This is a genomic window from Aeromonas sp. R2-3, assembly GCF_040908375.1.
Taxonomy (GTDB): Bacteria; Pseudomonadota; Gammaproteobacteria; order Enterobacterales; family Aeromonadaceae; genus Aeromonas; species Aeromonas veronii.
Map to the genome: position 1 here is coordinate 1 of NZ_JBFODP010000018.1, position 13,352 is coordinate 13,352.

The 13,352-nt window shown below is 61.0% G+C and carries 9 protein-coding genes; 7 read left to right on the top strand and 2 right to left on the bottom strand.

What is annotated here, in order from left to right; all coding sequences use genetic code 11:
• The first annotated feature begins 230 nt into the window (after window positions 1–230).
• The 7 genes from AB5Z02_RS08105 to AB5Z02_RS08135 all read left to right on the top strand — a co-directional run bounded on the left by AB5Z02_RS08105 (window position 231) and on the right by AB5Z02_RS08135 (window position 8,970).
• Entirely contained in the window at window positions 231–737 is a 507-nt protein-coding gene (locus AB5Z02_RS08105) for an NUDIX domain-containing protein (protein ID WP_368215829.1), read from the top strand.
• Window positions 738–869: 132 nt separating this feature from the next.
• Window positions 870–3,032 (top strand): AsmA family protein, encoded by a 2,163-nt coding sequence (locus AB5Z02_RS08110; protein WP_368215830.1) that lies wholly within the window; start codon window positions 870–872, stop codon window positions 3,030–3,032.
• A gap of 145 nt (window positions 3,033–3,177) precedes the next feature.
• Window positions 3,178–4,560 carry a DUF3404 domain-containing protein gene (locus AB5Z02_RS08115; RefSeq protein WP_368215831.1) on the top strand — a complete coding sequence of 461 codons (1,383 nt, stop codon included), beginning with the start codon at window positions 3,178–3,180 and terminating at the stop codon, window positions 4,558–4,560.
• Complete coding sequence (locus AB5Z02_RS08120; protein WP_368215832.1) at window positions 4,557–5,204, top strand: response regulator transcription factor; 648 nt, start codon at window positions 4,557–4,559, stop codon at window positions 5,202–5,204. Before AB5Z02_RS08115 ends, AB5Z02_RS08120 begins: the two co-directional genes overlap by 4 nt.
• On the top strand, window positions 5,201–6,001 hold the full coding sequence (locus AB5Z02_RS08125; RefSeq protein WP_100652947.1) for a DUF2861 family protein: 801 nt from the start codon (window positions 5,201–5,203) through the stop codon (window positions 5,999–6,001). Before AB5Z02_RS08120 ends, AB5Z02_RS08125 begins: the two co-directional genes overlap by 4 nt.
• A gap of 108 nt (window positions 6,002–6,109) precedes the next feature.
• Complete coding sequence (locus AB5Z02_RS08130; RefSeq protein WP_368215833.1) at window positions 6,110–8,311, top strand: glycoside hydrolase; 2,202 nt, start codon at window positions 6,110–6,112, stop codon at window positions 8,309–8,311.
• Window positions 8,312–8,406: 95 nt separating this feature from the next.
• Window positions 8,407–8,970, top strand: coding sequence for a GNAT family N-acetyltransferase (locus tag AB5Z02_RS08135; protein ID WP_368215834.1), 564 nt, complete (start codon window positions 8,407–8,409; stop codon window positions 8,968–8,970).
• Window positions 8,971–9,001: 31 nt separating this feature from the next.
• Here AB5Z02_RS08135 and AB5Z02_RS08140 read toward each other — a convergent pair whose 3' ends face one another.
• Both AB5Z02_RS08140 and glnE read right to left on the bottom strand, forming a co-directional pair.
• Window positions 9,002–10,096, bottom strand: a complete 1,095-nt coding sequence (locus AB5Z02_RS08140) for a type I restriction endonuclease (RefSeq protein WP_368215835.1) — start codon at window positions 10,094–10,096, stop codon at window positions 9,002–9,004.
• 265 nt (window positions 10,097–10,361) lie between these two features.
• The gene (gene glnE, locus AB5Z02_RS08145) at window positions 10,362–13,235 is read right to left on the bottom strand and encodes a bifunctional [glutamate--ammonia ligase]-adenylyl-L-tyrosine phosphorylase/[glutamate--ammonia-ligase] adenylyltransferase (protein WP_368215836.1); all 2,874 of its coding nucleotides are present in this window, start codon (window positions 13,233–13,235) and stop codon (window positions 10,362–10,364) included.
• Between the last annotated feature and the right edge of the window lie 117 nt (window positions 13,236–13,352).

A 13,352-nucleotide genomic window follows, 5' to 3' on the forward strand; every position in this document is an offset into this window, starting at 1 on the left:
CGATGGTAGTGTGGCATTCGCCATGCGAGAGTAGGACACTGCCAGGCACCCAATACAAGAAACCCCGCTCATCGAGCGGGGTTTTTTATTGCCTGAAAATCAGCAAATCGCCTGATAATTGCTCCGTTTTATTCCTCTCCCTTTGAATTCCTCGTCTTCCCCGTCTGTTTTACTCATAAAAAACGGTCGCAACAGCTTAAAATGGCGCTTTATTTGGTCGGAGATAGCCCATGTTTTGTCCAAAATGCGGCGGTCAAACCCTGCAGAGCGTCAGCCCCAAAGAGTTTCGCTGTGGCTGCGGTTTTCATTTTTTCCAGAATGTGGCGACTGCGGTGATGGTGGCGCTTTGCTGGCAGGACGAGGTGCTGGTTGCGGTGCGTGCCGGTAATCCGGGCAAGGGGTTGCTGGATCTGCCAGGCGGATTTGTCGATCCCGGCGAGTCGCTGGAGGGGGCGCTGGTGCGCGAGTTGCAGGAGGAGCTGGGGCTCGATGTTAGCGCTCATCCTTGCACCTATCTTGGCTCATTCCCCAATATCTACCCCTACGATGGCATCACCTATCACACCTGTGACACCTTCTTTGCCATTGTGCTGAGTGAAAAACCTGTCATCCAGCCGGCTGACGATGTGGCCGCCTGTCAGTGGTTGAAGATCAGCGATATCCCCTTGTCCCGCTTTGCTTTTGAATCGACGCGCACAGCTATGGCGCGGTTGCAGCAATCCCTTTTGCAAGCCTGATCCCTGCTGATGACGATGGGGATTGGCAGCGACCATCCCTGTCTCATCCTTGTCCGCTTTTGTCCCGCAGACGCCATTCGTCAGACGGTGAGTGGTATAGTCTGCAGTGGATCCGGATTCAAGGAGCATATCGTGAAGAAGATAGTTCTCATCTTGCTCGGCATCGCCGTGGCGGCCTTGCTGGCCATAGTGACGCTGATAAGCCTCATCGACCCCAATCAATTCAAGCCCCAACTGGCTGAACAGGTGCGCAAGAGCACGGGCCGGGAACTGGTGATGGCGGGGGAGATTGACTGGCGTTTCTGGCCGAGTCTCGGCCTCTCGCTGGATAAGGTGGCTCTGCGCAATCCGGCCGGTTTTGCCGAGCCGGATCTGGTTCGTTTCGAACAGGGGGAGGCCTCGGTGGCCCTGTTGCCGCTGCTCTCCCATCGTCTGGAGATCGGCAAGGTGACCCTGAGTGGCGCCCATCTCTTTATCCAGACCAAGGCGGATGGCAGCTCCAATCTGAGCGGACTGCTCAAAGATGCCACTGCTGATGCAAGCGAACCGGTCGCTCCTGCAGCCCCAGCGCCAACCGCTGACAGCAATCCCTGGCAGATCAGCTTGCAGGGTGTCGCGCTCTCCCAGGCCAGTGCGCTGGTACAGGATGATCGCAGCGGCACGTCGCTGCGACTGGATCGACTCGATCTCGATATGGGGCAGCTGGCCACCGGTCAGTGGGTACCTGTGACGCTGGCCGCCAAGGGGAGTGCCGACAAGCTCGCTTTCGATGTTAAAGGGCAGACCCAGATCAAGCTGGCGCAGGAGGTAATGGCGAGTGAACTGAAAGACTTGAGCCTCAGCGGCAGCCTGAGTGACCCGTCCCTGCGACTCGACAGTTTCTCCATCAAGGGAGACAGACTGGCCCTGGGTGAGTGGAGCAACCTCACGTTGGCGCTGAAGGGTGCCAAGGTAGAGGGGCAGCAAGCTTCACTGGCTGGTTCGCTGGAAGGAACGCTCAAGGGACGGCTCGACAAGGAGATGAAGCTTGCCGAACTCTCCGATGTGCTGCTGACCGCAGCGCTGGAAGGTGATGCGCTGCCGCGCCCGCAGATGAAGCTGAAACTAGCCGGCTTTGCCCGCGCCGAGATCGACAAGCAGTTGATTACCCTGAGCAAGCTGGTGATGAGTGCCGATGAGGCGCTGCTGAGTGGTGATGGAACCGTGCAGCTTGGTGCCGTTCCCGCAATCAGCTTCGATCTCAAGGGGGAGAAGCTGGATCTCGACAAATGGCTCGCCAAATCGGCACCGACTACGACCGCACAGGCGAAAGAGGACAAACCGGCGGCCAGCGCCCCCAACGCCGCTGCAAGTGGCAATAAAGCGGTAACCGGCAAGAGCGAAGCCCTCTCCGCGGTCGAACCCGATCTGGGCGCGATCAAGGGGATGGATCTGGATGGTCGGTTGCAGCTTGGCAGCCTGCGCCTGAAAGGGCTGGATCTCGGCGCAGTCGATCTGCAGGTGGCTCTGGCCAAGGGACTGCTGACGCTCAAACAGTTCAGCGCGACCGTGGCTGGCGGTCAGGTAAACGCGAAAGGAGTTCTCGACGCGCGCCAGCAGCCCGCCACCTACAAGGTGCACAAGCAGGTGGCCGGAGTGAACATTCGTCCCTTGCTGCAGACTCTGGCCCAGAGCGATCTGCTGGAGGGCAAGGGCGATCTCGATGTGCAGGTGCAGGGGCGTGGTCTCTCTGAGTTGGCACTGCGCAACGGGATGCAGGGCAAGGTTACCTTGAAACTGAGCGACGGTGCCCTGCATGGCATCAACCTGCCGGAGATGATCCGCGAGGCGCGGGCTACCCTCACCGGCAAGGGGGCCGAGCAGGTGAAGGAGGCGCGCAAGACCGACTTTAGCGCCCTGACCGCCAGCTTCCAGATTGCCAACGGCATCGCCCGCAGCAACGACATCCAGCTCTTTGCCCCGGCCTTGCGGGTCAAGGGTGAGGGGCAGACGGCGCTGGTGCCGGAGAGCCTCGACTTCCTGTTCCTCACCTCCATCGTCGAGAGCAGCAAGGGGCAGGGAGGCAAGGATGTGGACGAGCTGAAGGAGATCACCATTCCGGTGCGGATCGGCGGTCACTGGCAAGCTCCCAACTATCAGCTCGATGTGAAGGCGCTGCTCAGCAACAACAAGCTGCTGGAGGATAAGGCCCGCAAGGAGGCCGAACGCGGCCTCAAGAAGCTGCTGGGTGACAAGGCCGACAACGAGGCCGTCAAAGGGGTGGCCGACCAGCTGCTCAAGGGGCTGTTCAAATAGATGACGGTTCATATGGGCTGGCGGGAGCCGCGCCAATGCCGTTAGCGGTTGACCGGATGTCAGCGCCATTGAAAAATGGCGCTGACATTTTTTATGGCGCAGTGACCTGCTGCGCCTTGATCCGGAGTCATCTCGAGTTGAACCCATGCGCCTGATCCTGCTGCTCTGCTCCCTGATCTGCTACGGCATGGCGTATCCCGTGCTGGCCGGGCCGCTGGCTGATCGTCTGGCTGGCGCGCTGGCCAAGCAGGTTCCCGAACAGGCGCTGCCTCTTGACGAGGTGCAGCGGCTCGACCGGCGCCTGATTGTTCCCGACTCCCTCTCTCCCGCCTGGCAGCGCTACCCGCTGCGCCAGTTGCAGGCTATCTATCGCTACCAGCAGGAGTGTGGGACAGAGAATGACTTGCCCGCCGAGTGGCTGCCGCTGCTGCGGGCGCTTTGCGGCCAAGGGGCTGCGCCCTCGACCCGCTGGTTTGCCGCTCACCCCGTCTATCCGCTGGGCGGTTCCAGCGCCGCCCGCTGGCTGGCAGGTCATCCGGCGGCCGGGCTCGACGCTCTGCTCCATGTGCGGGAGCGGCGCGATCGGTTGGGGCAGCTTGGCGAGCTCGGCGATGACAACCTCGACGCCCTGCTGCGGGGCGAGCGTTGGTTGCTGCAATCGGGTCAGATCTGGCTGCTTGCCGATGGGCAGTGGCGCCGTTATGGCGCTGGGCAGTGGCAGCCGCTGGCCGAGCGGCTTGGTGTGACGCTGGATAGCCGCACTGCTGGTACTTGTGAAGAGCGAGTCGGAGCGATTTGCTTCAATACTCGCCCCACGCTTGGCTGGCAGTGGTTGGCGCTGGCCAGTTCCCTTGGTTTCATCCTGCTGCTGGGGTGGGCCAGCTGGCAGCGCTGGTGCCTGCTGCGGGAGCGGCGCGTCGCGTTGCAGATGCTGACCCACGAGCTGCGTACCCCCATCATGGCGCTCTCCGGCATCAGCGAGGAGCTGCGCCACGATTTCGACCGGCTGCCCCCTTCCGCCCAACAGAGCGTGGGTCAGCTGCTGGGTAGTGTCGCCCGCCTGCATCAGCTGGCACAGGCGAGTCGCCACTATCTGGCGGCTGAGACTCTGGAAGATGAGCGGGTGGCGGTCAGTATGGCCGAGTGGCTCACCCTGGCTTGTGAGCGGCATGGCGCCACCTTCTGTCTTGAGCGGGAGATGACTCTGGCGCTCCCCTTCTACTGGCTCGATCTCGCCCTCGACAACCTGCTGCGCAACGCCAACCAACATGGCCGCGCACCGGTTCGGATCTGTGCCAGCTGGCAGGCGGGGCGTTTAATCCTCGCAGTCAGCGATGGTGGCGAGCTGCCAAATTACCGGCTCGCCACCCTGCTACGCCGTGGTGCCCGTGCCGATGGTTTGGGGCTGGGGCTTGCCATCGTGCGCCATCTGCTGCGCCGTCTTGGCGGGCGCCTCGCCCTATCCGGCCCGCCCACTACCTTTACCCTGACGCTGCCCTGCCAACTCTGGAGCGACCCCGAATCATGAAAACCATCCTGCTTGTCGAAGACGAGGAGCTGCTGGCGGAGAACCTGCAACGCTATCTGACCCGCGAAGGGTATCGCTGCCTCTGGTGCGACACTCTGGCTGCGGCGGAACAGCAGTGGCTGGCGGCGGATCTGGTGTTGCTGGATCGCTCCATGCCGGAGGGGGATGCCCTCGACTGGCTGCCCCAGTGGCTGGCACGAAAGGCGCTGCCGGTGATCGTGCTCACCGCCAGGGTGGAGGTGAGCGATCGGGTGGCCGGGCTCGATGCGGGGGCGCGCGACTACCTGACCAAACCCTTCTCCCACGATGAGCTGCTGGCGCGGATCCGGGCACAGTTGCGTCAGCTGGGGGATGGCACTCGGGCGGTGGGCGGCTTGCAGCTTCATCCCGCCCGGATGCAGGCGAGCTGGCAGGATGCAGAGGTGAGCTTTACCCCCACCGAGTTTGCCCTGCTCACCCTGCTGGTGCGGATGGCGGGGCGGGTGCTGAGCCGGGAGGAGATCCTCAACCGGGTATGGGGCTATCAGGCGTTTCCCTCCACCCGCACCGTTGATACCCATATTCTGCAACTGCGCCAGAAGCTGCCAGGGCTGGCCATCGAGACGGTGCGCGGCATCGGCTACCGGCTGGAGGTGCCAGCGTGAAGCGTGCAACGCTGGCCGCGCTGCTGTTGGCTCTAAGCGCTGGCTGCGTTATGGCAACTGAACGTGCCGATCCACTGCAACCGGCTACCCTGGCGCTGTTGCAGGGGGATAACCGGCACGCCTGGCAATCTTTGCAGCAGGCTTGGCCTGCGCTCACAAGTGATGCCGAGCGCCGTAGCTGGCAGGGGATGCTGGCTGCGCTGAGTGCCCAGCACTGCGGCAAGGATTTCCCGCTGACCTTGCCTGATGGGGTGAGCGAGCTGCGCCTTGAGCTGATCCAGCGCGATGCGCCACTGTTGCGGGACTATCGGGTGCAGCTGACCGGCGAGGGGCCCATCACCGCCGCTGAACTTATCGATCCCGCTGGCCGCGACCGGCTGGCAGGCGCCCAGTGGGAGGCGGAAGAGAATAAAGGGGTCAGGGTTGTCGGGGCCGATCTACCGACGCCTTTACCAGTCGGGCTCTATCAGCTGCGGCTGACGGTGGCGGGTAAGGAGTGGCAGGTGGCACTGCCGCTGCCTGCGGTGCAGGATCTGGACTGGCTCTCCCGCTCGCCACAGGCGGTAGCCAATCCCCCCGCCAATCCCGCTTCCTGTACGCCGCTCTGGCTTGAGCAGACTGTGCTGGCCCGCCCGCAATATTCCCTGCTCTGGTGGCACCGCATTGCGCCCGATGAGCCGGTGAACTGGCCTGCTGCCACGCCCGACAGCTGGCGTACCCTTTCGCTGGTGCAGACCAGCCAGCGCGGCCAGCTGGTGTTGCAGCTAAGCCACAGTCAGGCTGGGCCGGTTGAGTAATGGTCGTCGTGATGGTCAGTTGCACGCAATCCTGACATTGGCCTGACAATCGCAGGCGGCCAATCTGCTGAAATGGCGATTCCCGTGTCTTATCAGGAATCACCGACCATGACTCTTCTTCCCGTGCTAACGAGCCGGATCCGCCCGCTGCTGCTGTTGGCGCCGCTGTTCTCCTTGCCTGTCGAGGCGCTGACCCTGGCCAACGATCAGTGGCACATCGAGCTGGATCCCGCCACCCTGGCGGCCGAGGCTGTGCTGCCATCGGGCAAGCACCTTGCCATCTCCTCTCCCGGCCCGCGTCAGCCGGTCACCGCCTTGCAGCAGGAGGGGGAGCGTGTCAGCTGGCTGACTCGTGCCGATGGCGAGGTGCGAGCCTCTGCCCGTCTCGAGGGCAATCGTCTGATCCTCAGCTTGAGTCGTGCGAGTGCTGGCGAACTGGTGTGGCCACGGGTGCCGGCAAGGGCGCAGGCGCTGATGCTGCCGATCCACGAGGGTTTTCGCATCCCGGTTGATCATCCCGCGTGGCGCAAGGCGCTGGCGGAGGAGTATCAGGGGATCAACACCACCGAGGATCTCACCCTGCCGCTGGTCGGGCTGGATTACGGTGATCAGCAGCTGGCGATCCTCTTTGCCAACCCCTTCAACAACCGGCTCACCTTTGCCCCCAAGCAAGATGGCATTGCCCTGACGGCGACCCATAGCGTCAATCGCCTCAATCTTGCTGCCCCCTATGAGGTGGCGGTCTCGCTGCAGCCGGGCAACGACTGGCTGGCGGCGGGCAAGGCCTATCGCAACTGGCTGCAGGAGCGGGGCGAGCTGGTCTCGCTCGAGAGCAAGCTTGCGGCGGTGCCGGATGGCAAGCGGCTGATCGGTGCCTCTCATCTCTACCTCTGGGGCGAGCGACTGCTGGTGCCACAGGATGTGAAGAGCTGGCCCGCGCTGCGCCGCCTGATCCCCGCCGACTGGCTCAAGGGGGAGAGTAAGAGTGCGCTGCAAGCGCCCGATCTTGAGCGCAACCGCTATCTGCAAAATCTGGTGCTGACCGGAGTTGAGCAGGCGCTGGCGCTGCGCCATCCGGGTCAGCAACCGGCCGATTTCGCTGCCCGGCGCACGCTGGCGGCCACGCAACTGGGGGCTGCGCTCAACGAGCCGCAGAGTTGGGGTGATGGCAGCTCTGCCAAGATGATCGCTGCTCTCAAGCAGGCTGGACTACCCAAACTCTGGCTGGGGCTGCCCCAGTGGACCGCCGGTTTTGCTGCGCCAGAGGGGATTGAATTTGCCAAACAGGCGGGCTATCTCATCGCACCTTACGACTCCTACGATACCGCGCTGCCGGAGGGGAATCGCCAGCAGAGCTGGCTCACCGCCCAGATGGGGCAGGATATCTATCTGCGCTGCGGCATCATGCTGGAGAACGGACGGCGCAAGAGCGGCTTTCAAAACAGCGGCGTCTACACCAATCAGGCCTGTGAGCGCCCGGTAATGGAGCAGCGAGTGCCCAAATTGCAGCAGGCGAGCCACTACAACAGCTGGTTCCTCGATGTGGCGGCGACCGGCATGGTGTTTGACGACTTCGACCCGGCCAAGCCGACCAGCCAGGCGCAGGATGCGCAAAACCGGATGGCCGGGATGGCGTGGATTGCCAGGAGTCAGGGTGTGCTGGTGGGCTCCGAGGAGGGCGGCGCGGTAGCCAACCGCACCGCGGCCTTTGCCCACGGCCCCCAGACCAGCGGCTTTGGCTGGCAGGATCCCGATATGCGCCGCAACAAGCGCTCTCCCTACTATCTGGGAGCCTGGTATCCCGACTATCAGCCCGCGTTCTTCTTTCGCCAGAGCCATCTAAAACCTGAGTATCAGGGGCTCTACTTCGATCCGGCGCTGCGGTTGCCGCTGTTCCAGAGCGTCTTTCACGACAGCATAGTGACCACCCACCACTGGACGATGGACAGCCTCAAATTCAGGGAGAGCCGTCAGGTGACCGAACTGTTGCAGCAGCTCTACAACGTGCCGCCGCTGCTCAACCTCAGTCTGGATAGTGCCAGCGCGCGCATTCCCTACCTCAGGGGGCTCGATGCCTTCTTCCGCCCGCTGCATGAGCGGCTCTACAACCAGCCCCTCACCGGTTTTCGCTGGCTCGATAAAAGAGGTGTGGTGCAGCAGAGCGAATTTGCCGATGGCACTCGACTGATAGCCAACTTCGGCCCAGCCACCGAGCTGGCAGGGATAAAACTGGCCGCTCAAAGCGTGCTGGCGCTGCTGCCCGATGGCTGCCAGCAGCAGTTTGTCTCGCAACCGGATGGCGCCCGCTAATCGGGCGTTCTGGCTTCTATTTTATCAGAGGATGATGTGGCAGAACTTTTCATGCATAGATGAACGTTCTGCAAAATAGATGAGAGGTAGTTCTGATGATTGAGGGTGAAGTGATTAGAGAGGTAAACCATCCGGCGTGGCCGCTGGTCTGGCAGGTCTATGGCGAGAGTTTTCCCCGCTACGAGCAGCGCCAGTCACAGCATCAGCCCCAGAAGATGCGGGATCCTCGCTATCACTGCCAAATCTTTTATCAGGACGGCCTGCTGCTCGGTTTTATCTTCTGGTGGGCGTGTGGCGAGCAGATCTATATCGAACATCTGGCCATCAATCCGGCGCTGCGCGGCCGCAACTACGGCAGCCGCCTGCTGGCCGAATTTTGCGATCGGGCTGGCAAAACCGTCATTCTCGAGATCGATCCGCCAGAGGATGAGATTGCCATTCGTCGTCTGCGCTTCTATCAGGGGCTGGGCTTTTGCCTCAACGATTATGCTCATGTGCACCCGCCCTATCATTCTGATTATCAAGGACATGCGCTGCGGGTGTTGAGCTATCCGGGGCTCCTTGAGGAAGAGGCCTATCAGCGTTTCAACCAGATGCTGGTGGAGACGGTGATGGAGCACGGCTTGAGTTGTAAAACGGGGATGTTCATTGCGAGATGAAGGGGGGATTATCCCCCCCTCCTAATTTCAACTATTCATAGACTGATGTCGCGGTCAGCAACTGATCTGCAAAGGTAAAAATTTCATCGATCGAGGAAATAGGATGCCTAGTCTCTTTTTTGTCAGCGTCAAATAAACCGATATATTTCTGCCTTGCATTGAAATGCAACCGGCATAACGGCTTGCGATTATTATCGTCGAGGAGAATACCAAAATAACTTTGGGTATCTCTTGCCGCAATTCTTGTTACATCAAATCGCTGTCTCAGAATTGCTTTGACAACATTAAAGCCTTCCATCTCTTCAATCGTTGTATCGACCTTTGATTTTTCCTCACTACAGCCTTCGCCATTATTGTTATCACTTGATGGATTACTATCAAATGCCGGTTGGATAGTTGAGGAGTTGACACTGCCACCAATCGCAGATTTCAATCTTGCATTGATGCTGTCATTCAGGAATTGGCTAAGTGCCTTCTTGGTGATGTCGGTAAAGGACTGTTTGACCTTTGCCGTCAGTACACCGTCATAGATTCTGGATGCAAAAAACTTAACAAAGTCTTCTTCCGGTGAGCCAAATTGTTCGGCTAGCAATTTTTTGATCTGGCTAAGGTACTTCAGTTCGCCAGCTGCATCGACAACTGAATCAACATCGAAAGAGGTTTTGGTTAGTTTTAATACCTCAGGCACTATGTGTTCATCTATGTCTTCCAGATCGAGTGTCAAAAAAGGTTTTTCGTCCATTTTGTTTGGGGCATCAAGGTCTGTGTAGAACTCATATTGTGCCCCATTGGTAAGAATGCCGATTCGAGCATTGGTAACTGAAAAATAGCGAAAGAGTTGACCAGAGTGCTTGGCCGAGAGTTTTTCACTGTATTTTTTACACTCAACCAGAATTTGCACTTGGCCATCTTTGAGAATGGCGTAGTCAACCTTTTCCCCTTTTTTGATGCCTGTATCTGCGGTGAATTCCGGAATCACCTCCGTAGGGTCAAACACATCATAACCAAGTACACGATTGAGAAATGGCATGACAAATGCGTTTTTGGTTGCTTCTTCTGTGGTGATCATCGATGACTGTTGAGCAATCTTTTTGGCTAGACTCTGTAGCTGCTCTGAAAAATCCATTGTTTCCTCTCTGCGCTGGGACTGGAATTGTTGAGTTGATATTCACCCGTCATATCTGGCCAAAATCAGGTGAGGTCATAGAGACGGTTTATCTCTACGTATATTCAGCAAAGTGCCATACGATTCCAAGGCTGGTATGCCTGAAACAGGATCCAGCTCACCGCTATTGAGTGTTATATGAAGAAAATATGAGCTTGTAGCTGACATTTATATTAAAAAGGGGCGCCCAAGCGCCCCTTTCTCGTTGAACCTGCTGTGGTTTATCTCACTCCCCCAGCAGTAGTTGCCAGACCGCCAGCACATGGCCTCGTTCGGTCAGTAACTGATCGTCGCTCACCTTGCGGGAGATCTCCGAGAGGTTGAGGCGATGGCCGAGGTTGCGGATCTCCAGATAGGCCTGCTTCAGCCCCTCCGCCTGCTCCAGCGTCAGCACCCCCGCCATCACGCACTCATCGAAGATGCGCACGTTATCGGACCAGCGGGTGAGGGCGTCGGGCTCGCCGCAGGCGTGGGCCAGCACCAGATACTGGGCGATAAACTCGATATCCACCATGCCGCCGGGGGACTGCTTGAGGTCGAACTCGCCGGCACCGGCTTTGAGCAGGTGATCCCGCATCTTCTGGCGCATCTCGCGCACCTCGCGGGCCAAGGTCGGCAGCTCCCGCTCCTTGGCCAGCACATCGCGGCGGATACGGGCAAACTCGGCAACGATGGTGTCATCGCCATAGATGGGGCGAGCCCGCACCAGCGCCTGATGTTCCCAGGTCCACGCCTCGTTTTGCTGATACTGCTCGTAGGCCGAAAGCGACGAGACCAGCAGGCCGGAGTCGCCGGAGGGACGCAGCCGCATATCGATCTCGTAGAGAATGCCGGACGGGGTGCGGGTGCTGAACAGGTGCAGGATCCGCTGGGCGAGGCGCAGGTAGAACTGGCGGCTGTCGATGGGCTTGCGACCATCTGTGTAGCTGTTGGGGTCACCGCCGTGCAGGAATACCAGGTCGAGATCCGAGCCGTAACCCAACTCAATGCCACCCAGCTTGCCGTAGGCCACCACCGCAAAGCCGCGCTGGCCGCTGGTTGCCACCTCGGGCGGCGCCCCGTAGCGCTCGCTCATCTGGGCCCACGCCTGATTGACCACCTCCTCGGTGATCGCCTCCGCAAGCCAGGTGAGGTGGTCGCTCACCTTCATCAGCGGCAGGGCGCCGGCGATGTCGGCGGCCACGATGCGCAGCAGCTGCACCTGCTTGAACTGGCGCAGCGCCTCCATCTGCTGCTCCACGTCCTCTTCGGGGATGCGCAGCAGGAACTGGCGCAGTTGGGGCTTGTACTGGTCGAGCGGGGTGGGGTGGTAGAGGTGCTGGGGATCGAGCAGCTCGTCCAGCAAAATCGGGTAGCGGGCCAGTTGCTCGCTCACCAGATGGCTGGCGTCGCACAGCCGCACCAGCTGGCGCAGGGCGCCCGGGTTCTCCGCCAGCAGTTGCAAATAGGCGCTGCGGGTGAAGATGCGGGTCAGCAGCTCACAGACCCGTTCGAACAGGCGGGCGGGTTGCTCGCTGGCGACCACCAGCCGCAGCAGCTCCGGCATCAGCCAGTCCAGCGCGATGCGCCCCTGCGGCCCTACCTGACGGCGCTTGTACTCCTCCTTGAAACGCAGCAGCGCGGCACAGAGCGGGGCGGGCTCGGCCACCCCCTGCGCAGTCAGCAATTTTTCCAGCTCGGCGGCGTCGAGCTCGGTGCGCCAGAGATCGAGCCAGAGCTGCTCCAGATGGGCGGGGGCCTCCTTCTCTTCCCCCACCACGGCGGCGAACTCCTGATGGACGGCGGCCATCTCCTCGTCCAGATGAGCCATAAAGGCGTCCCAGTCAGCAAAACCCAGAGCTGCGATCAGCCGTTGGCGATCCCGCTCCTCGGTGGGCAGGGTCTGGGTCTGCTGATCGCCGATCTCCTGCAGGATGTTTTCGACCCGGCGCAGGAAGCGATAGGCCGTCAGCAAGCGGTCGCAATGGGCGGATTCGAGGGCGCCACATTGGGCGATGGCGGCCAGCGCTTCGGGCAGGTGACGCACCCGCAGCGCCGGCTCGCGCCCGCCTCGGATCAGTTGCAGCGCCTGGGCGATAAACTCCACCTCGCGAATGCCGCCTGCTCCCAGCTTGATGTTGCCCTCCAGCCCCTTGCGGCGCACCTCGGCGGCGATCATCGCCTTCATCTGGCGCAGGCCGTCGATAACGCCAAAGTCGATATAGCGGCGAAACACGAAGGGGCGAAGCATCTCGGCCAGCTCCACCGCGTGCTCGCACTGGGGCCCCAGTACCCGCGCCTTGACCATGGCGTAGCGCTCCCAGTTGCGGCCGTGGTGCTGGTAGTAATCCTCCATGGCGGCGAAGGAGATGGCGAGCGGCCCCGCATCGCCAAAGGGGCGTAAGCGCATATCGACCCGGAACACCTGACCATCCTGGGTGGGCTGGTGGAGGGCGTTGATGATGCGCTGGCCCAGCTTGATAAAGAACTGCTGGTTGGCGAGCTCGCGTCGCCCGCCAACCGTGTAGCCGTTCTCGGGGAAGGTGAAGATAAGGTCGATGTCCGAGGAGAAGTTCAGCTCGCCGCCCCCCAGCTTGCCCATACCGAGGATCAGCAGCGGTTGCGGGTTGCCATTGCCATCCATCGGGGTGCCCAGCTCGCCGCACTGTTTGGCGTAGAGCCAGTCGCGGGCAGAGCAGATCAGCGTATCTGCCAGCTTGGTGAGGTGGATAAAGCTCTCTTCTACTTCAGCGTGGCCCAGCAGCTCGCGCCAGGCGATCACCAGCATGCGGCTGCGGCGGAACTGGCGCAGGATGCGCTTGAGCGCCTCTTCATCACTCACCTCGGCGAGCAGGGCGGTCAGATCGCTCTGGTAGGCGGGCCAGCGCTCGGAGCGCTCCAGATCCCCGGAGGCGAGCAGTTCGGTCAGCAACTCTGGCTGTTTGAAGAGGGAGTCGGCGACAAAATCGGAGAGGCCGAGCAGGGTCAGCAGGGGCTGGCGAACGGGCTCGGGCTGGTTGCCATAGTCGGGGGCCAGTTCGATCAGCCGTTGCCATTGGCGCTCGGCCTGTTCTTGCAGCAGGGGGGAGAGGGCAGAGAAAGAGGGAGAAAGCTGGGCCACGGTTGCCGTCCTTGTGGTTCACGACAGCGGGTTAACGACACGGGGTTAACAACGCTGCCGGTTCAAAATGGTGGCTGCCAATCTAGCACTGTCAGGCCCCCGCGTCACAGCGCAGGG